Annotated in this window: 14 protein-coding genes; 7 read left to right on the top strand and 7 right to left on the bottom strand. The window is 44.7% G+C overall.

Translation table 11 applies throughout. The annotated features are described in order from the left end of the window. Window positions 1-2 precede the first annotated feature (2 nt). Window positions 3-764 (top strand): glycosyltransferase family 2 protein, encoded by a 762-nt coding sequence (locus OSC7112_RS00505; protein ID WP_015174080.1) that lies wholly within the window; start codon window positions 3-5, stop codon window positions 762-764. After that, entirely contained in the window at window positions 757-1,821 is a 1,065-nt protein-coding gene (locus tag OSC7112_RS00510) for an NAD-dependent epimerase/dehydratase family protein (protein ID WP_015174081.1), read from the top strand. Before OSC7112_RS00505 ends, OSC7112_RS00510 begins: the two co-directional genes overlap by 8 nt. An 84-nt stretch (window positions 1,822-1,905) precedes the next feature. Here OSC7112_RS00510 and OSC7112_RS00515 read toward each other — a convergent pair whose 3' ends face one another. Further along, window positions 1,906-2,595: a class I SAM-dependent methyltransferase gene (locus OSC7112_RS00515; protein WP_015174082.1), complete on the bottom strand. Its 690-nt coding sequence runs from the start codon at window positions 2,593-2,595 to the stop codon at window positions 1,906-1,908. 50 nt (window positions 2,596-2,645) lie between these two features. Between OSC7112_RS00515 and rfbC the strand changes: the two genes are divergently transcribed. From rfbC to OSC7112_RS00535, 4 genes are all read left to right on the top strand, one after another. Continuing rightward, window positions 2,646-3,191: a dTDP-4-dehydrorhamnose 3,5-epimerase gene (gene rfbC, locus OSC7112_RS00520; RefSeq protein ID WP_015174083.1), complete on the top strand. Its 546-nt coding sequence runs from the start codon at window positions 2,646-2,648 to the stop codon at window positions 3,189-3,191. A gap of 2 nt (window positions 3,192-3,193) precedes the next feature. After that, on the top strand, window positions 3,194-4,066 hold the full coding sequence (gene rfbD / locus OSC7112_RS00525) for a dTDP-4-dehydrorhamnose reductase (protein ID WP_015174084.1): 873 nt from the start codon (window positions 3,194-3,196) through the stop codon (window positions 4,064-4,066). Window positions 4,067-4,281: 215 nt separating this feature from the next. After that, on the top strand, window positions 4,282-6,060 hold the full coding sequence (locus OSC7112_RS00530; RefSeq protein WP_015174085.1) for a hypothetical protein: 1,779 nt from the start codon (window positions 4,282-4,284) through the stop codon (window positions 6,058-6,060). Between the two features lie 92 nt (window positions 6,061-6,152). Continuing rightward, window positions 6,153-7,127 (top strand): glycosyltransferase family 2 protein, encoded by a 975-nt coding sequence (locus OSC7112_RS00535; RefSeq protein WP_015174086.1) that lies wholly within the window; start codon window positions 6,153-6,155, stop codon window positions 7,125-7,127. A 129-nt stretch (window positions 7,128-7,256) separates the two neighbouring features. Here the strand turns inward: OSC7112_RS00535 and OSC7112_RS00540 are convergent, their stop codons facing one another. The 6 genes from OSC7112_RS00540 to OSC7112_RS00565 all read right to left on the bottom strand — a co-directional run bounded on the left by OSC7112_RS00540 (window position 7,257) and on the right by OSC7112_RS00565 (window position 19,281). Further along, window positions 7,257-9,089, bottom strand: a complete 1,833-nt coding sequence (locus tag OSC7112_RS00540; protein WP_015174087.1) for a DUF6798 domain-containing protein — start codon at window positions 9,087-9,089, stop codon at window positions 7,257-7,259. 12 nt (window positions 9,090-9,101) lie between these two features. After that, complete coding sequence (locus OSC7112_RS00545) at window positions 9,102-11,333, bottom strand: hypothetical protein (RefSeq protein WP_015174088.1); 2,232 nt, start codon at window positions 11,331-11,333, stop codon at window positions 9,102-9,104. Between the two features lie 81 nt (window positions 11,334-11,414). Next, a complete protein-coding gene (locus OSC7112_RS00550) occupies window positions 11,415-12,335 on the bottom strand; it encodes an SGNH/GDSL hydrolase family protein (protein ID WP_223300727.1) in 921 nt (306 codons plus the stop codon). Window positions 12,336-12,870: 535 nt separating this feature from the next. Beyond that, window positions 12,871-13,890: a PRC-barrel domain-containing protein gene (locus OSC7112_RS00555; protein WP_015174090.1), complete on the bottom strand. Its 1,020-nt coding sequence runs from the start codon at window positions 13,888-13,890 to the stop codon at window positions 12,871-12,873. A 194-nt stretch (window positions 13,891-14,084) separates the two neighbouring features. Then, window positions 14,085-17,888, bottom strand: coding sequence for a chromosome segregation protein SMC (gene smc, locus OSC7112_RS00560; protein WP_015174091.1), 3,804 nt, complete (start codon window positions 17,886-17,888; stop codon window positions 14,085-14,087). Window positions 17,889-18,027: 139 nt separating this feature from the next. After that, entirely contained in the window at window positions 18,028-19,281 is a 1,254-nt protein-coding gene (locus tag OSC7112_RS00565) for an RNA-guided endonuclease InsQ/TnpB family protein (RefSeq protein ID WP_015174092.1), read from the bottom strand. A gap of 338 nt (window positions 19,282-19,619) precedes the next feature. Between OSC7112_RS00565 and murA the strand changes: the two genes are divergently transcribed. Further along, complete coding sequence (gene murA / locus OSC7112_RS00570) at window positions 19,620-21,038, top strand: UDP-N-acetylglucosamine 1-carboxyvinyltransferase (protein WP_015174093.1); 1,419 nt, start codon at window positions 19,620-19,622, stop codon at window positions 21,036-21,038. Window positions 21,039-21,063 lie beyond the last annotated feature (25 nt).

Below are 21,063 nucleotides of genomic sequence, written 5' to 3' on the forward strand. Positions count from 1 at the left end.
GAGTGAAAATTTCTGTGATTATACCAGCTCACAATGAGGAGGGCTGTTTGTACGGTACTGTGCGGGCGATCGCCCAGACGCTCGATTTAGAAGGCATTCCGCACGAAATTTTGATTGTCAATGACAACAGTGTCGATCGAACTATTGATATTTGCCAGGAGTTGTCAGAGACTTTTCCCACAGTTAGATACATCAACAATCAACCTCCCAACGGTTTCGGATTTGCCGTGCGCCGGGGATTGGCGGAATTTGACGGAGATGCTGCCGCAATTGTGATGGCGGATGCTTCCGACGATCCGATAGATTTGGTAGCAGGATACCGCAAGTTGCAAGAAGGATATGATTGCGTTTTTGGTTCCCGCTTTATCAAAGGCGGCTTTGTGGTTGATTATCCAATTCACAAGTTAGCAATTAACCGCTTAGCAAACTGGTTTGTCAAAAGTATTTTCGGCTTGCGGTACAGCGATGTCACCAATGCTTTTAAAATTTACCGCAGAGAAGTAATTGAAGGCGTACAACCTATTTTGAGCCATCATTTTAATTTGACAGTCGAACTGCCTTTAAAAGCAATTGTTCGGGGTTTTTCCTATACGGTAATTCCTCTGAGGTGGTACAATCGGACTGCTGGTATTTCTAAGCTAAAAATCAAAGAGATGGGCAGTCGGTATTTGTTTATTGTCTTGTATGTATGGCTGGAAAAACATCTGTCTCGCGGCGACTACCACCGGACTAGAAAGATAGCAAAATTAAAAGTGAATGCCTGAGAGAATTTTAATTGTTGGTGGTGCCGGTTTCATCGGCAGTTGTTTGGCAATTGGGCTGAAAAAACTGCACCCGGAATGGCAAATAATTTGTTTAGATAACCTGCGTCGCCGGGGATCGGAATTGAATCTGCCTCGGCTTAAAAGTTGCGGGATTCAGTTTGTTTACGGGGATATTCGCACAGCGGCAGATTTAGATCCAGTTGCATTGAATGCTGACTGCATTATAGATTGTGCTGCGGAGCCTTCTGTGCTGGCTGGTTTTAGTTCGCCACAGTACGTTTTGCAGACGAATTTACTGGGCACTGTGAATGTTTTGGAGTTGGCGAGACAAACGGGTGCTAGTTTGCTGTTTTTGTCTACGAGTCGGGTTTATCCGATCGCCAGTGTCAAGTCTGTTAAGCTGTTAGAGTTGCCGAATAGATTTGCGATCGCCCCCGAGCAAACTTTACCCGGTATATCGCAGTTGGGCATATCAGAAGACTTCCCATTAAAAGGACACCGTTCGCTTTACGGAGCAACTAAATTAGCTTCAGAATTGCTGATTGAGGAATACAGGGAAGCATACAATGTGCCGGCAATTATTAACCGCTGCGGGTTAATTACCGGGGCTTGGCAAATGGGTAAAGTCGATCAGGGAGTTTGCGGTTTGTGGGTGGCGGCTCACTATTTTCAAAAGTCGCTGAGTTATATCGGTTTTGGTGGCAGCGGGAAGCAAGTTAGGGATTTGCTGCACGTTGAAGATTTGTTGAGGTTAGTTAATTATCAATTAGAACATTTTGCTGAATTTGACGGCGAAGTTTTTAATGTTGGTGGCGGTTTGATCAATAGTCTTTCTTTGGTTGAGACAACTGATTTGTGCCAAAAGATTACCGGGAAATCGATTTCAATTAATCCTATTTTGGAGGAACGCGCGGGGGATATTCCGATTTTTATTACTGATTCTTCTAGGGTGATGGAGAAAACAGGATGGCGGCCTGTTATTAGGCCGGAAGCGGCTTTGCAGGATATTTATGATTGGATTGCTGCTAATGAGGTGGTTTTAAGTTCGATTTTATAGGGATTTTTTAACCGCAGATGCAGGCGGATAAACGCGGATAAACGCAGGTGTATCGCTCTGCCTGAATCTGACTGCAAATGCGAGTCATGAGTCTCTGCCTCTATTGTTTTTTTTCGATGCTTTAACAAACATTTGACCTCCTAAAAATTGCCACAAAACAGGTAATTTTAAGTAAACTTTTAAAAGCCAGGGCGAGGCAGGTCTGCCTTTGGTCGAAAATGGTAAAAATCGGGGTATAATTAGCTCGATTTCAAAGCCGACGGTTTGTAAAAGTTCTTGCAGCGATAAGTGGGTAATGGGTAATTGATGATCGATAAAATCATAATATTCTTTGAACGAATATTTGAAATTGGGTTGTATCACTAAGAGAGAACCGCCTGGCTTAAGCGCCTCAAAGCAAAATGAAATAATTTGGATTAGTTCTTCTTTATTGCGGAGATGTTCAAAAAAGTTAGAGATAAATATTCGGTCAAATTTTTCGGAAAAAGCTGGGATTTGGTCAAGATTTAAAACATCAATGTTCAGCACTTTTACATCAGGATTTGCAAATAACTTTGAATCGGGATTGAGGTCTATTAAACATTTTTTTTCTGCCACGATTTGATTTATAAACTCGCAGTAACCGCCGCCAATATCTAAAACTGCTGATTCTGGAGGAACATAATTTTGTAAAAAATCTTCAATTAAAACTTTCCAGAGTGCCACCTTCGCTTGCCTTTGTCGGGAATCAAAGCGGTTGGCATACAACTTTTTGAGATATGTGTCAGTTTTCATAGTAAAATAGCAGAGACAGAGTATGAGTTTATCACGCGATACAGCCAACTATGAATGTTATATCTACCGAAATACCGGAAGTTCTGATCGTTGAGCCTAAAATTTTCGGAGACGATCGCGGTTTCTTTTTTGAGAGTTTCAATCACAAAGCTTTTGTCGAAAAAACAGGCGTGACGGCCGAATTTGTTCAAGACAATCATTCCAAATCTTCTAAAAATGTCCTGCGCGGTTTGCACTACCAAATGCAGCAGCCTCAAGGCAAATTGCTGCGGGTAGTTGCAGGCGAAATATTTGACGTAGCGGTGGATATTAGAAAAAGTTCGCCGACTTTTGGCCAGTGGGTGGGCTGTTTGCTGAGTTCAGAAAATAAACGGCAATTTTGGGTGCCGGCGGGATTTGCACACGGTTTTTTAGTGGTTTCCCAGACGGCTGAAGTTTTGTACAAAACTACAGACTACTATGCACCAGCCCACGAGCGGTGTATCCTGTGGAATGACCCGGATTTGGCGATCGACTGGCCGCTAGATGGTGCCCAACCAATCTTATCAGCTAAAGACCAAGCTGGACAAACGTTGAAAAGAGCTCAAGTGTTTTGATCATGAAAATTTTACTCGCAGGCGGCAGCGGACAGCTAGCTCAAGAATTGCAGCCGATTTTATTATCTTCGGGAGAGGTTATTGCGCTCGATCGCACTCGCCTCGATTTATCCCAACCCGAAAGCATCCGTCAAGCCATGGCTGAAATTCAACCGGATTTAGTCGTCAATTCGGGTGCTTACACTGCGGTAGACAAAGCGGAAAGTGAACCAGAATTAGCATATGCAGTCAACTGTATTGCCCCAGGAATTTTTGCAGAAGAATGTGAAAAACTGGGAGCAAGTTTGATTCACTTTTCCACTGATTATGTATTTGACGGCAGCCACGGTTCTGCTTATTTGGAAACAGATTCTACGAACCCGCTGGGAACTTACGGCAAGTCTAAATTAGCAGGCGAGGTAGCAATTCGGAAAGCGGGAAACCGACATATTATTATTAGAACCGCGTGGGTTTACGGCAACGGTGGCAAAGGTAATTTTGTCAAAACCATGCTGAGGTTGGGAAAGGAAAGGGAAGAAATTAGAGTAGTAGCAGATCAGATCGGAAGTCCTACTTGGACTGGGGATTTAGGTGCGGCGACTTCGCAAATTATTCCTCTCCTTGGGTCAGAAACTTTTGGCACTTACCACTACACTAACAGCGGTGTTTGTAGTTGGTACGATTTTGCGATCGCCATTTTTGAGGAAGCAGCAACACTCGGCCTTCCCCTAAAAGTTCAGCGCGTAATTCCCATCACCACCTCCGAATATCCGACACCCGCCAAACGCCCCGCTTTTTCTGTTCTCTCTACGGTAAAAATATCAGCACTTCTGGGTACGTATCCTCCCCACTGGCGGCAAGAACTCAGAAAAATGCTGGCAAGAGAAGTGAAATGAAAAATTGAGTCAAGTTCAAAACATGAGGGCGGGTTTTGTACAGATTTATTTGCGATATGCCAATTATTAATCCTAATCCCGCCCCTTGTATCTTGAAAGAGCTACATTTGAATTTACTGTTGGGTGCGGGCGGGTTTATTAGATTATTGGTCTTAGGTAGAAATTATTGGTAAAACCCGCCCCTACTAATCCAAATATTTGTGTTTACAAATCCCATGAAAGTCAAGTCAGAATATGTTTTAATAGTTGCATCAGTTCTCGGCATTCTAATACCAGCGTCATATATTTTGTACTTGATATCCCAAGCGGGAGACTTGTCTAATTTTGATTATTGGTGGATGACGTGGCATTTTTATTCAGTAGACGGTTTCTCTACAAATCCTTTGAATTGGATATTTCGGGCGAACGAGCATTTTGTCTTGATTCCGGCAATTATTTATGCGTTGAATATCGTTGTCACCAAAGGTTCAAATATTGGTTTATGTTTAGTTGCCTGGTTCTTGGCTTGGATTCAGTGTCACGTATTAATTGCTCTGCTGCCGTTAAAAGTGAGGCGTTTTCCCCTGCAATTTATCTCGCTACTCCTTTGCATTTCTATTTTTAATTTTACTCCGGCGGCGGCTCACAATTGGATGCGGGGATTCAGCGGGGTTCACTGGATAATTGCTAATTTATTTGTGATTTGTTCTATATTTTGTTTGCAAGCCTATGTGACAGCTTTGTTAAATGAAAGGGAAAAAGAGCCTGCCGATCTTCATTCCCAGGCTTTGCTTGGGAACACGGAAGGGAAACAAAATAAGTGGGTAATTGGCAGCATTATTTTTGGTATTTTAGGCTGTATTAGTTACAGCACTCCTTTAGCTTTGTGGCCGATATTGTGTGCTGCTGCTGTTGTGCTGCGGTTTCCTCGGCGAATAACTTATTTGTATTTCATTGCTGCAACTACGGTGATAGGGATTTATTTTTTAACTTATAAAACTCCATCTTATCACCCTTCTTTAACTAAAATTAACCCGCTGAAAACTCTCGAATATATTCCCACTTATCTCGGCGCAATTTTTAGCGAAAATATTATTGTTGCTTCAATTATTGGTATAATTGGTTTGATTGCAGCGACGGGTTTTGTGGGTTATTGGCTATTTGTAAAAAAGGTCGATAGCCCGGATTGGCTGCCTTGGCTATCAATCCAACTTTACACGCTGCAAACGGCATTAATGGCCGCTGTCAGCCGATCGGGATTTGGCGTCGAACAAGCCACCGCTTCCCGCTACGCCACACTCCCAGCTTTGTTTTGGATGAGCACAATTGTGCTGACAGTATTGTGGGTGCGCGAGTTGCAGCCAACACCAAGAATTCAAGGGCGTTGGCTGACACCGCTGTTTGCAGTCGCCACAGTTGCGATTATTTTAATGTACGGGGTGGGAGGCGAAACTGCAAGGGCGATCGCCCACAGAGCAACCTATCAACCGTTAGTAGCATTATCACTGCAATTAGGCATCACCGACGTAACGCTAATTAAAGACCGCGTAGGCAACAAACCGGCCGCTTTTATCGGGTTAATCGACGCCTTAAAAACTAACAACTTAGTTCCATTTAACCGAGACATCAAAAAACACAATTTCTGTGCAGCATTAGACACAAAAATCGCTCCCAACTTACTGTCAGCACCCAAAGACGGAGTACCCGGATATTTTGATACAGTAACTAAACTCGCACCCGCCGCCTCCAGAGTAATTGGCTGGGTAGGAGACCCCGAAAACAATGTAAAATGTATTGCCATTCTCAACCAAGAAAATGTCGTTCGAGGTTTTGCCATTTCAGGATTTCCCCGCCCCGATTTAGTTAAATTATTTGGCCCTTCCTACGAATTCGCAGCTTGGAGAGGATACGTTCAAACATCACCAACAGATAAATTATTGACAGCCTATGCCTCATTTAAAAACCGCGAAGGTTGGGTAGCCTTGCGAAACTCCCAAGCGATCGATAAAAACTAAAAAATCTCTCTTTCTCCTCCTCTGCGCCCTCTGCGCCCTCTGCGGTTAATAAAAAAATCTCATTGACAACACAAATGAAATAGAATAGCCCTATGCCAAAACACCTCAGCTTCGTAATCCCCGTTCACAACGAAGAAGCCACCCTAAAATTACTGTTTGAAAAAATCAAACTTGTCATGTTCCAAACAGGAATTGACAGTTACGAAGTCATTTTCATAGATGACGGTAGCCGCGATTATTCGTGGCAAGAAATCACAGATTTAGCCAGCCAACATCCCAAACTCATTAAAGCGATTAAACTGCGCCGCAACTTTGGCAAATCCGCCGCACTTTCAGCAGGATTTCGCAATGCAGCAGGGATAATTATCTTTACTCTCGATGCTGACCTTCAGGATGACCCCGCTGAAATTCCCAAATTCTTACATCATTTAGAATCGGGATTTGATTTAGTTTCCGGTTGGCGAAAACAGCGAAACGACCCGCTTTCTAAAACTTTACCTTCCAAGCTGTTTAATGCCGTTGCGTGTTTGCTGACTGGGGTGCAAATGCACGATATGAATTGCGGTTTTAAAGCTTATCGCAGGGAAGTTTTGCAGTCGATTAAATTGTACGGGGAATTGCACCGCTACATTCCGGCTTTAGCAAACAATTTAGGGTTTAGAATTGGCGAAGTAGTTGTGGAACATCATCCGCGCAAGCACGGAAAATCTAATTACGGCTGGGAACGTTATGCGCGGGGTTTTATTGATTTGTTGACGGTGTTAGCCACGACGCAGTATTTGCACAAACCGGGTCATTTGTTTGGGGGTTTGGGGTTGTTTTTTGGCTTGGTTGGAACTGTTTCGCTGAGTTATTTGATAGTTATTTGGTTTCTGAATTTGGCGGGGATGAATTTTGGGCCGATCGGGAATCGACCTTTGTTGTTTTTTGGGATTTTGTGTACAATTCTGTCGGTGCAGTTGATTTCTTTGGGAATTTTAGCTGAGTTGATGGCGCGGAATGTGGATGCTGATTATGTGGACAAGCAAATTAGCGAAATTATTGATGATTCTGGTTTTGATATTTAACCGCAGATTAAGGCTGATTAACGCTGATTAACGCAGATAAATCGGCGATTGAAATCGTTTGTATACAAGCAAAGTCTACCTCTGTACACTAAGATAAAAGTCTGATTTGGATTTAACAATTTTTACATATTACCTAATTTTATACAGTATCCATTTGCCTTGTTTGTCGGCGATTTCCCCTTGAATATTTGGGTGCCAGTCAGTACGAGTCAGGATATAATCGGCATGATAGTTTTTGGCTACTTTGACTAAATCCGCACTGCTGCGGCGGATGAAAAAGTCATTTCCTCCCCAAATCATTTGCGGGTTTAAGGGAACTCCTAAAACGGTTTCCATGCGATTTTGCCACTCTTTGATGCCTTTTTCGGTAAAGGGGAAGTTCTTGAAGTTGACGACAATCGCTCTTTCGGAGAAAAACTGGAAGCTGGTAACTGAGGGTGGAATTAATACGAGTGAATCGCGGCTGCTAATTTGGGAAAATCTCACCGCTAATCTGCTTAAGTCGTCCCTGGGAACGGCATTGATATTAATTCTTGTTTGAAATACATTTAATATAGGTTTGGGCAGAATTCCTGCTACTCCAAAAACTAAGGTGGCGGTAGTTATTAAGGCTAATGTGTGAGTTACAGTCTGTTTGATAGATGTAGCTAGGGATGTTTTTTCTAAAATGAATGGGAAGGCGAGGATTGAGAAAAAAACAGGGATGCTAATTATTCTATCGCCCATAATTTCCCATGAATCAGTCACCGGATATATCAAGCTGAAAATTACCGTGCCTGCTGCTAAAATCCACAACAATATATTATATCGTTTGGGAAATACGTATTTTTTTGTCTGCCAAACTGATAATCCTAGGAAAATGATACCCCTAAAAGGCAAAGTTAGTACAGCTAACAGCAACAAGCTAATAGCTATTTGTTTTTCTCTGTAAAGTTGAGCGACCGTCAAAGCTACAGCAATAAATATAATTATTTGAGCAAAAGGTACGGTTCTAGCTAACTGTAGTTTTGCGATAAAAGCCAAAGGGTAAACTTCAACAAATACGTAATTGAGAAATAATGCAACAATTGACGTGCCCACAATTACATAAAAATTAACTTTGTCTTTTTTTGGCAATAAATCGGAATTTTTGATGCACAGCAAGCCACCAATTATGAAACATATAAAGTTGAACCAATTCCCAAAATCCCAATTTGACGGGAGGATGTGGTGGGGGTTGCGGACTTTCGCGTGAATGTAGACAAAATCAGCGTTGTCGATAGTGTGAGTGCTGGTAGTACCTGTTAATAACATCGGTACGTAAACGATACTTGCCATTGCTGCTAAAAGTGCGATCGCCAAAATCAATGTTTTGAAATTCCGCTGTTTTACAGATTGAATTACCAAAACGGGAACCATCATCAATCCTGGCAACAAACCAACTAAAAATTGCAGCACACACCCTAATCCAAAACAGAAATATCCAGCCAGCCATTTCTGGCGCAAACTCAAGTAAATTCCCCAGATTGCGAAGGCCATAGCGAAGGTACTGGGTACTGATTTGGTGGAAAATATCAGCGTGTTGCCAACATCTGTAAATGAAGCGGCTATACATAAAAAAGCCATCGCTGCTGCGGGCAGTTTTGAATTAGTATAGATATTGATAATTGCGTAGCAAGCTAGGATAAATGAAGCGAAGGCTAGGAATTGATAGATAAAATGCGCTAGGGGAATGCTGGTTCCTAAGTTGGCGAGCAAATAGATAATATAATAATAGTAATATCTCGGATTAAATTTAACCATTTCCTGAACGTAATAGTCATTTTTATAGAGTTCAGGATTTAACATAAATTGAATTGGCGGCACTTCGGGAAAATTGCCTCCAATGGGGAAAATATAGCCAGTGGCCATCAGGGAGCCGATGATGACAAAAGTATAGAGAGATAGATTAAAATACCAGTGAGATTTTTGATGTTTTTGCATTGACGGTTCCACTTACCTACTGACAGCCAAATTGTTAATCTCCAGTCGGCATTGGTTTGTTAAATCCTGTTTGCTGCTACTCAATACCTCAAGCAGCAGATAAATGGGATTTTTGCCCTCAACTAATAGATTTAAGCCGATCGCACTTTTTTGACTATAAGCCATCTCTGCTGAGTCTATTAATTTACCTTGCTTGTCCCACAAAGTCAAGCGCAGGACAACTCCCGGACATTGTTGGTTAGGTAAATTGAGTTTGCCGGTAACTTTTACTTTGTCTGAAATGGCACCTAAATACAGAAAAGATGTATCGAGTTTATTGCGATTTTTAATTGGATGAGTTACAATATTATATAGGTCATCCGATTTTTTACTGACTGAATAATTGGCACTTGTGTAGATTGATTGATGCAAACTAATCCAATCTAACTGCGTGCCCGGTCGATCGACTATTTGCCGCTGCATCGCCTCCAGAGTCCTAACTGCCGTTGCTGTATCAGTCGGCCGCAGCCTCCGGTAAACCCTGACAGTCACGCCGTTTTCTAGCTTAAACTGTTCCGGTAGCACTTGGAAATCGCGGGCAATTTCCCAGTTTTGAGTAAAGGCATCGTACACAACTTTAACAACATCTTGTTCGTGCGATCGCAAAACTTGTTCGTCAGTCGGTAACACCTGCTGAAAAGGTACAGCAACCACCGCATATTGTGACTGCAACAACTCCGGTAGCGGGTAAGTATCGCGCGAGTCAATTTGCGGCCTCCCGATGGTATTTAATTTCCACCAACCCTCCGGCGGATTTAATTTGCGGTTGGCTTGTCTGAGTATGTTAGCATTGAAATTGTTAGAAGCACCGGCAATATAAATTGGTTCTTCATTGGGTGCTAATTTTCGCAGAAACTCTACTAATTTTACAACTTCGTCGTAGTCCGATCGCACTAACGGCGGAAAATTACCGACAAACAGTCTTGGCAAATCAATTTTGAGAGGAATTAACCCGACTGCGGCATTCACAATCAGGTACAAACCCGCCGCGCCCAGCATGAAATACCGGACTTTTCCCTTGAGTTTCAGCCAAGTTGTCCAGAAAAATGTTGACAATCCTAAAAGTGCGATCGGTGTAAGATGAATTGTATAGTGCAAGTAGCCGTAACGCAAAACTAACAGCCATTCAATCAGCGACAAAACCCCAAACAACGAAACAAAAATAGCCGCCGCCGGAACCAGAATTCTGGTGAGAATTCCCGCATAAAAACCAATCAGTGCCAGCAGCCAAGTTCCCAAACCGTAAAAATCCGCATAACGAGTTAAAATATCATTTACAGGCAAACTCCAAGCAACATACAAATTGCGGTAGTCAACCGTCAGAGCACTGCGAGTAAAATCTCCCGCTACCAACATTAAAATAGTCAAGCTAGTTGCAGCTATCAAACCCAATTTGATGCCGGATTCAAACAAATTTTTCCAACGTTTGTTTTGAATACTTTGAAATAGCGATCCTAAATGATTTGTGGGATGGGCTTCTAGCCCGTCCCGGCTAAAAGTCTGAACCATGTTGATAACTGACTTGGGATTGCTATACTGTACAATAAACTCGATGAAAGCCTGTAAAGTCGCGGCACCAAAAAATGCGATCGCACTATAAGCAAAATGGCGCCGCAACAGAATCGCCGCCGCCAGCAAAAACCCAATTAACGGGATTTTCCACCAAGATTTTAGCTTGACATCCTGCACATAAACCCAAATTGCCAAGGCTACAAACACACAGCCGCCAGTATCCAGATATCCCCGCAGAGTCGGTATCCAACTCATCGGAATTAATAAACTCAGCAGCACAGTTGACCAAAACACCCGGCGGGGATAAACTGGAATTAGCGTTGCAGAAATTGCCCCCAGCAACAGGCGAAACGGCAGCACATAAATCAGGGATACACTGAGAATATAACTCAGCCGAGACTCGCCAAATAAGAGAATAAACGGCACTAACGGCAAAGAGATTAACAGGTTTTTTTCCTTAGATAGCGATTCTATAACTCCGCGCCATGCTCGATCTGGAGAGTCTCGAAATAAATTGGCCGTGTTGACTGTAGCGGTATTGTATCCCGCGTAATCCCACCAATAAAAAGTATGTTCCCTAGATACATAGATTGATGTTACTGCCACTGTGACGATAACAAGTAAAAACAGGAAAAACCCATCAATTAGAAATTTTTGAGGTCGTTTAAAATAAACAAAATCAAATAATCCCATCAGTCTAGCAACCCTAAATAACTTCTAAATTTCCTCTTTCTCTCTTCCCTTGCGCCCTTTGCGCCTTCGCGATTCGTTAACTTACCTTAAAACAGTACCTTGCAAAAAACCTTCCAACTTTTCTGCATATTGCCGATTGGCGATCGCACTTGGATGAAGGTCATGAGGTAAATTATTATTGGCAGGTATTTTCAAATCAACCGAAATATCCGCCGTAGCAATTCCCTCCTGACTTAACTCCTCCAACATTTTAGCAGAACCCGCATTAATTCCTGCCACAACTAACTTAACACCATTAGCCTCAGCCACACGGTTAAACTCTTCAATAATTGCCTTAGAAACCTCGTGACTTTTGTACAATCCCTCTTCAAATTGATTGTAATTAACCTCCAAAAAATGGCTTAATGCAGAAACCCGCATCAGCGGGAACTCGCGATATTCAAGTTTTGCCATGCTGTAGGTAAAATTATTTTCTCCATTCAGCCTAGCATCGGGCTGAAATAGAATACCGAGTTTATTCCAACCAGCCATTTGCTTTCTTCTCGCCCTTAACAAAGTATTGCGGCGGTCGTGAAAACCCGCATAAGCAATCACCGCAATTTTGGGTTTATTTCCTTGTTTGAGGGCTTCTTTGAATTGAATCAACGAGTGCAGCGTGCCGTAGCCGTTAACCCCGAAATTTACTATTTCATATTTGGGTAATTTCTCTTGCAGCAACCAAGCATAAGTTTCGCTATCATTCAATGACCAACCGTAGGTAAAAGAACAGCCAAATATCCAAATTTCAGGCTTTTTTGAGGATTGATTGTAAGTATTCAGGGGATGTGTTATTCTTAAACTATTATTGAGATGAGTTGCATTAAATGAGTAATTGCCGTTAAGTGTCACCTTGAATTGACCCGGCAAATGCTTGTAGCCAAGTTCCGAGTCTTTGGTAAAAAAGTTACCTTTTGGTTCGACTGCAACATCAACATTTTCTCTTTGCCAGGGTTTGTATCCCACAACTCGCAAGAGAATTTCAGCGGTGGTGGTAGATAAAAAAATTGGAAAAATTAGATATGTTATTAATCTGAAAATAGAGGTTTTAATAAAGTCTTTTTTCATAATTTATCGTAGGGGCGGGTTTCACCAACCAGATCGGCGCAAGACCAACAATATAATAAACCAGCCCCCGCCCAACGAATAATCGGAATCTACATTTTTTTCCACGAGCTCAAACATCAGGTTAATCTAGATTATCGGCTGTGTGGGGGCGGGTTTATCTAAATTGTTTGCGAACCTCAAATATTGTTTGTAAAACCCGCCCCTACAGGCAATTGTAGGGGCGGGTTTCACCAACCATATCGGCGCAAGACCAACAATATAATAAACCCGCCCCCGCCCAACGAATAATCGGAATCTACATTTTTTTCCACGAACTCAAACATCAGGTTCATCTAGATTATCGGCTGTGTGGGGGCGGGTTTATCTAAATTGTTTGCGAACCTCAAATATTGTTTGTAAAACCCGCCCCTACAGGCAACCGATGGATTAATTCCTAATAATTCGCTTCCTCCTCGTACTCGGGAGTCTTATTTTTCTCAGGGATATTCACCCGAGGAGCCTGGTAAGGCTTCGGTGCCTCATCGTCAGCCCAAGCATCAGCCTCCACATCATCCTCGTACTCGTACTGCACGATCGGCTGCTTGGGGCGAGAACTCTCAGAGCGAGTGTACTGCGGCTTCTCCTCGTACTCCTCCTCATAATCTTCCTCCTCGCCGCCCCAATTATCCTCTTCGTAATCCTCGTAATCGTCGATCGGCTCAGGCTGCACCGCGCGCATCTGCTGCTGCTGTCGCACCGGCGGCCGATTCCACTGCGAATCCTCATCCCAAGGAACTTCCTCCACCGCAGGCGCAGCTACGCGGCTCCGCATTTCCGGTGCAGGTATCCGCACGCCCGGGCCCAATTGATGATCCGTAGCCACGGGTTTCGGATAATAACCTTGCTCGTCCTCTTCCCGTTCCCAAGGTGCTTGGCCCAAACCGACGCGCTCCAGCAAACCCACACTAAGCTGCCTGAGCCTTTCCTCGGAACCTTCAAACACAATCAAGCGATTCGGGCCGCTGCTGACAATTTCTTCAATCCCCAACTCGTAAGTGCTCAGAACTTGGTCGGGGATTTGGGGGATTCCCAGGGAAGCGATAATTATAGAAACTAACTTACCGTCTTCGGGGTCGAACCTAAAGCCCCGCACCCTACCTAAAAGTTCGCCGGTTTCGGTAATAACTTCGCTGTTAATCAAAATGCTGTAGACTTCAACATCAACATCATCTTCGATCGCGCTCTCATCTTCCACCAACAGCACGTCGCCGATTTCGCTGACATTGCTGAGAAACATAAACCTCGGCATTCCAGCGACCGCAAATATATTATCTCGCAGACCGATCGCCACAACTTCCCGCCGATCGATGTCCACCCACAATTGACTAACCACCCCCAAGCGTTTACCTCTGTCGCGGGTGATGACCTGAGTGCCGAGAATGTCGGAGCGTTGGCAAATTTGTTCGGATGTCATTCTAACTTTAATCCTGATTTATTAAGTACATATATCACTCAACACGATCAGTCGATTTTAGATTTTAGATTTTAGATTTACTCTCGCATTGAATGTGGGAGCTGGAACTATGGTCTAAAATTTTGATCTGTCCACGACTGTTGTCGGCGGCTTGTATCCGTTTTTGGGTAGGGTCATCAACAGACACTCCGGGACTACAACTTCAGTCCTATGACTTGAGTATAAGCTCCCCGCGCTTGAGTAACGCCAATTGTACGCTCAGCCGATTGAATCATAGGTCGCCGCAAACTCACAACAATAAACTGGGCTTGTTCAGACTGTCGTTTTATCATTCTAGCTAATCGCTCCACATTTGCCCCATCCAGGAACATATCCACTTCATCAAAAGCGTAGAACGTAGACGGGCGGTAGCGTTGCAGAGCAAAAATAAAACTCAGCGCCGTCAGCGACTTTTCGCCTCCAGACATGGAAGCCAGCCGCTGTACTGGTTTGCCCTTCGGGTGAGCGACCAAATTCAAGCCGCTGCTAAAGGGGTCTTCCTCGTCATCTAGCTGGAGATAGCCATCGCCTTCGGAAAGTTCTGCAAAGATAGTCTGGAAGTTCTCGTTAACCGCGTCGAAAGCTTCCTTAAAAGCGCGCCGCCTGAGTGTGGTAAAATTTTCGATTCTCAACAGCAGTTCAGTGCGTTCTCCTTCCAATGTCGTCAATTTTTGACTCAATTCTTGAAGGCGTTCTTGAGTGCGGTTGTACTCTTCCAAGGCTAGCATATTGACTGGTTCTAAAGCTTGAATGCGTTTGGCGATCGCCTTTACTTCCTGCTGCAATTCCGTCAAATTGGCTTTCTCGACATTTTCAGGAATCGACGGCACGGGGTCGGGCATTTCCGCCCGCTGCGTTTCCAATAGAGTGCGGACTGCGGCTAATTGTTCCCGGCGTTCTTGCTGAGTTTCGTGGAGTTTTTGCAACTGCCACTGTAACTGCTGTTTGGCTAAATGCTTCTCTCGCAGTTGAGATTCCGCCCGATCGCGCTCTCCCTTCTGCACGCCCAATTTTTCCTCAATTTCCCCCAAAGCCGCCTTAGCTGCTGCAATTTGTCCGTCGAGTTCTAACTGCTGCGAAACTATGCGATCGAGTGCATCCGCCCCCGCGTTTTGCTGCACTTGCCATTCCTGCAATTTCTCGCTGCCTTCCTTAATTTTGTCTTCCAAACGCCCGAATTGATTTTCCAAGTCTACAAGGCGCTGCTGGACGTTTCTCAGAGCCAATTCTCGCTCTTGCAGTTGCGCTTCTTGCGCGCGCAAACCCGATTGCATTTGCTGCCATTCGCTGTGACTGTTCGACTCTTCCAACTGCGCCAAAGTTTGGCGGTACTGCTGCAATTGAGTTTCCTGTGCGGGCAATTCTCCCTCCAGCAACTGCAATCTCGATCGCGAATTAATTAATTCCTGCGTGTTTTTCGCAATTTGCGATCGCACTTGTTCTTGTTGCGCTTGCAAATTCTTAATTTCTGACTCCAACTGTTCCAAGCGCAACTGATGTTCGCGCAAGTTTTGTTTCGCTTCCATCAATTCTTGGCTGCGAGTTTTGACTGCAACAGACGCGCGGTCGATCGCAATTTTGCACCGTTCCAAAATCCGCTCAATTTCCTCCAACCTTTCTTGCAAAGACGCGATCGTGCGCGCTTCACTAGCAGCCTCGCTAGCCTCAACCGTGCCAAAATGCAAGGTAGATCTATTAGTAGAACTTCCCCCAGTCATCGCCCCGCTAGTTTCCAAAATTTCCCCGTCCAAAGTGACAATCCGGTACTGTCCCAAATAGCGGCGGGCGTCGCCGAGGTTGCTAAACACAACCGTACTGCCAAAAACGTAAGCAAAAATTTCCTGATACCGCGAATCGCAATCAATCAAATTAACAGCCGCATCCACAAACCCAGCCGCCCGCCGCAAATTTTCATTCACCGAATACCTGCCGCCCCTAATCTTATTCAAAGGCAAAAACGTCATCCTTCCCGCCCGTTTTTGTTTCAACAATTCGATCGCAGCAGCAGCCACGCTGTCATCTTCCACCACCATATTTCCCATGCGCCCGCCCGCCGCTATTTCCAGCGCCAACTGATAGCGCGGTTCCACCCTGCCCAGTTGAGCCACCAAGCCGCAAACTCCGCCAATTCCGCTTTGCGCGACAATTTTTGCAGTAAACGTTCCCGTCGCTTCTTGCAGTGCTTGAAACTGCACTTCTAGTTTGTCTAATTTGCGCTGTCTTTCCCGCTGTTCTTCCAACAAACGAGTTTGAGTTTCCTGTTGCAGTTGCAATTCTTGTTCGGCTTCGACTAAAATCTGATTCAGCGATTCTACTTGCAAAGATGCAACGCCTTTGGTTTCCACAAGACGAGATTGCTGCTCTTTTTTCGCTGCAATTTCCTGTTCCAATACTTGCAGCGATTGGTTTTGTTCTTGAATTTGACTTTGCAGGCGATCGGCTCTTTCGCCAATGGTAGCTTGTTCTGTACGCTGCGGTTCCAAAGTTTGTTGAATTGTTTCGATTTGGCGGTGCAGTTCCGTTTGCTGCTGTACCCAAGCTTCTGCCGTCGAGGCGATCGCATTTGCAACTTCCCGACTTTCATCTAAACTTTGTTGGGCTGCGTCCCGCTGTTCCTGCAAACTTCCTGTTTGAGACTTAACATAAGATATTTCAATCTCAATTTGCTCCAAACTTTGCTTAAATTGCCGAACTTCTGACTCGGTTTGTGCTATATTAGCAGCCATTTGCCCAGCAGTTGTTTCCAAATCCTGTTTGCGGTTTTGCACTTGCCGCCGTTCCGCTTCCTGAGTCGCAATCGTCGCTTGCAAAGCCAACAATTCTGACTCTCCCAAAGCTTTAACGCGGGCATTCAGCGCGTCAAGTTCGGCGGTTGCTTCTTGAATTTGGGTGTTAATTGCTTGCAGTTGTTCGGTGAGAGATGCAGAAGTGCGATCGCCCGTTTCGATTTGTTCTCGCAGCTTCCATTCTTGCTGCTGCAATTGCCGGAATTTCAGCACAATTTCCCACTGCGACTTTTCTTGAAATTCCGCCCGCAGCTTTTGATATTTTTCCGCTTTTGTGCGATCGGAAGCAAGTCTATCGCGCTGCGAAATCAGCTCTTTTTCTACAATTCGGCTGCGTTCTTCCACCTCCTTAACTTCATCCAACTTCTGCCTAGCTAAAGAGATTTTGCGATCGAACTGAGCGACCCCAGCCAATTCGTCAATGATTTCTCTGCGTTCCTTAGAATTCATCGAAATAATGCTGGTAACGTCTCCTTGCAGGACGACGTTATAGCCTTCGGGATAAATTCGCAAGCGGTTGAGTTGTTCGTGAAGTTGAGTTAGCGTGCAAGCTTCGCCGTTAATGTAATAAGTTGAAGTGTAAGTACCTTGGCGAGTTACCCGAAGTTTGCGCGTCACACTCCACTCATCCGATTTTCGATTTGCGATTTTCGATTTTCGATTGGTAGCGAGTAGTTGTCCGTTATTGTCTTGATTTTCGGCGATTTCAATCTCTTCTACATCTTCAACAGATAACTCATCCGATTTGCGATTTGGGATTTTTGATTTTCGATTTACAGGAGATGATTGGCCGTTGTTGTCTGGAGTTTCGGCAATTTCTATCCCTTCGACTTCCTCAGCTTCAACAGATAACTCATCTGCTGCATTTTCCTCCTCATCTTCATCCCGGGCGAACCATTCCTCTCCCACATCTTCCAGCGCAAAAGTCGCAGTCACGCTAGCTTCGATCGTACCGCGTTTGTTTTGGGCGCTGTTCACCAAATCCGGCAAACGTTCAGCCCGCATTCCCTTAGAACTCGAAAGCCCTAGACAAAACAGCAAAGCGTCGAGGATGTTGGACTTTCCAGAACCGTTGGGCCCGGAAACCACAGTAAAACCGGGCAGCACGGGAATGGCCGTCGTGCCGCCAAAAGATTTAAAGTTAGTCAGTTCGATCCGTTTAATGTGAACCATGTGCTAGGAGTAGCTTTGGCTCTAGGTTGTTGTCACAGGGTAGCACAGGCAATGGGGTGATGGACAATGTGTTAACTTTCTGGCATGGTCGATCGAACCGATATCTTACAGTTCACAAAAAACCGGGCAATGCTTGACATTACCGGACTTTTTGTGTTTTTTTTCGTACAGGATTGACCCGCACAGGTGAAACTGCAAACACCTCTAAACGGTTGCTGCACCCCTCAAAGGGTGAGTTTCCGCTTACTTTTCTAATCATATTTAATGCTGCATTCACATCAGCATTAATCGGAGTCCCACTCACTGACCGAAACAACCCGCGAAACACTCTCTTACCCTGGTAAGACTCTTGCTTACCGACAGGCTCTAAATCTAAAAAACTGCACTTACTTGTATAAGATTCTTCTGTAACTGTTACCTCGATACCCACTAACTGAGCTTTGTAGGCGATCGTGTCTATTAGCTTGGCATGAGGAATTGAACAAAATGTCTGGTTAGTTTTTTTTCCTAACTCTACATTTTGTTTCCATTTTTCATTTTTGCCAATTACTAACTGCCCTATTTGCTCCTCCACCAAGCGCTTGACAATTAAACTGCTGGTTTGATGAAGGTAGTTTTCTACTCGCTTGTTTCGCTTTAAGGTGATTTGCTGGATTTGGCGGGTGGTATATTTTCCTGTTTCTAGTTGCGACTGTAGAAAGCTGGCGCGCTTGTTGAAACCTTGATTGATTGATTTGAGATGCTTTCCGTCATAAATAATTGGTCTAAATGTGGGCTTATTTGATGCCATTGCCACGAGGTTATCAATCCCTAAATCTATACCTGCTATGAATTTGGGGTGGAAATCCGCAAGGGTAACGGGCTTCTCATAAACTACCTCAACTATGTAGGTTGCGGTTTTTGGAACTATCCTTACCTCTATGACATCTTGTGCTTTGGTGGCAATTATTATGTCTGTTCCAGATAAATGAAGTCGGCCGTTATTTTTCTGTCTCCCTCTTTGTCCTATGGATTGGTTATCGTAAATTAATAAGTTCCTTCCGCAAGTTTTATGTTTATATTTGGGAATTTTGGGGCGGGATGAAAATTTCGGGATCTCCCGGCGATCGGCTTTTATTGACTTTTGCCAAGCTGACCAATCGTGAATAACTTGTTTGAGAACTTGATTGCTAACTTTGGCGGGTAAGGATTTATAGTCGGAGGTGGGTTTGACGATAGCATATAACTGTTTGAGACTTAAACCCGAGCCCGCGCTCGACCCAGACTTAAAGAAGTGTTGCCTCATCCAATAGTTAGAATGATTGTAGAGGTTTTTTGACACGAAGGATAAGCGATCGAACTGTTGAAAAAACTGATGCTGTCTGTCTATGTAATGTCTTTCAACAACCATCATATTTTCTTGGGGGAGAAAAGTTTTTTTGGTTTAAGTCCGGTAATGTACGGTAAAATCCCGGGATTTGGTTATCTAGTGTAACACCTTTGTCAACAACCCAGCCGACTTTTACTTAAAAAGTTCGTTGACAAATGTACAATATCTGCGATCCGAGCGACCGCTACAAATGAACGTAAATTTTGATACAGATAACTGCATGAGACTCGATCGGGATTATTTGTGCCAGTAAACCTAAAAGCCTTGTCCCTATTGAATTTCAGTAAATACAAGCCAGAAAATTCTTCATTTTACCCCTAGACATATAAAAACTTTCCGGTAAAATCGAACCAAAATTAATAATGTATAAAGTAACGAAGCGCATTATGGAGGGCAAACCCATTACACCAGCTCAGAACTCATCTAACGTCCCAGCTTCACCTGAAAGCGACCAAGAAGTATTGCAAATTTGGGGTCGCCAGCCCCTTAAAGGACACGTCAAAATCAGCGGCGCCAAAAACTCGGCCTTAGTCGTCATGGCAGGAACCCTGCTATGCCCAGAGGATTGCCGTCTCCGCAACGTTCCCGGTCTAGTCGATGTCGCCCGCATGGGGCAAATTCTCTCGGCTGTAGGAGTCAAATTACAGCAAAACGGCGACGTTTTAGACATCAACGCCAGCAACCTCATAGACGCTCAAGCCCCCTACGAATTAGTCAGCCAACTGCGGGCGAGCTTCTTCATCATCGGCCCGCTGCTAGCGCGTTTGGGATTTGCCAAAGTACCCTTGCCCGGTGGGTGCGCCATCGGCGCGCGACCCGTGGAACTCCACGTTCGCGGTCTGCAAGCCCTCGGCGCCGAAGTCCACATCGACCACGGCACGGTTCACGCTTACGTCAAAGGGCCGAACCGCCGCCTGAAAGGAGCCAAAATTTATTTGGACTACCCCAGCGTCGGCGCAACTGAAACTTTGATGATGGCGGCGACTTTGGCTGAAGGAGAAACCGTGATTGAAAATGCGGCTCAAGAGCCGGAAGTCGCAGATTTGGCGAATTTCTGCCGCGCTATGGGAGCAAAAATTCAAGGCGCAGGCACGAATACGATCGTCATTTCGGGAGTTCCCAAGCTGCACGCGGTAGACTATTCAATTATTCCCGATCGCATTGAAGCCGGAACATTTTTAGTAGCAGGAGCCATCACTCACTCCGAAATCAGTTTGTCGCCGGTAATTCCCGACCACCTGACCGCAGTCATTGCCAAATTGCAGACAATTGGGGCGAAAATTATTGCAGAATCCCCCGACATTTTGCGGATAGTTCCCGGCCAAACTCACTCGGCCACCGACATCGAAACTCTGCCTTATCCGGGTTTCCCCACAGATATGCAAGCTCAGTTTATGGCTTTGCTGACGCTGAGCCAAGGAGACAGCTTGATCAAAGAAACCGTGTTTGAGAATCGCTTGCGCCACGTAGCAGAGCTCAACCGCATGGGCGCCGACATTCGCCTTAAAGGCAATGTAGCGATTGTGCGCGGAGTGCCGCTGCTGTCGGGTGCGCCGGTAGTGGCTACAGATTTGCGGGCTTCGGCGGCGTTAGTGCTAGCGGGACTTGCAGCCGATGGTGTCACCACCATCAGCAGCTTGCAGCACTTAGACCGCGGCTACGAGCAGTTAGAGGTGAAACTGCAAAAATTGGGAGCTAAGTTGCGACGGGTCAAAGAGGGCACAGACCCGGCGACTGCTGAGGCTCCTGTCAATCCCGTGCGATCGGGTTTAAACTGTTAATTAGTCATTAGTCAGCAGTCATTAG

The organism is Oscillatoria nigro-viridis PCC 7112 (assembly GCF_000317475.1).
GTDB lineage: Bacteria > Cyanobacteriota > Cyanobacteriia > Cyanobacteriales > Microcoleaceae > Microcoleus > Microcoleus nigroviridis.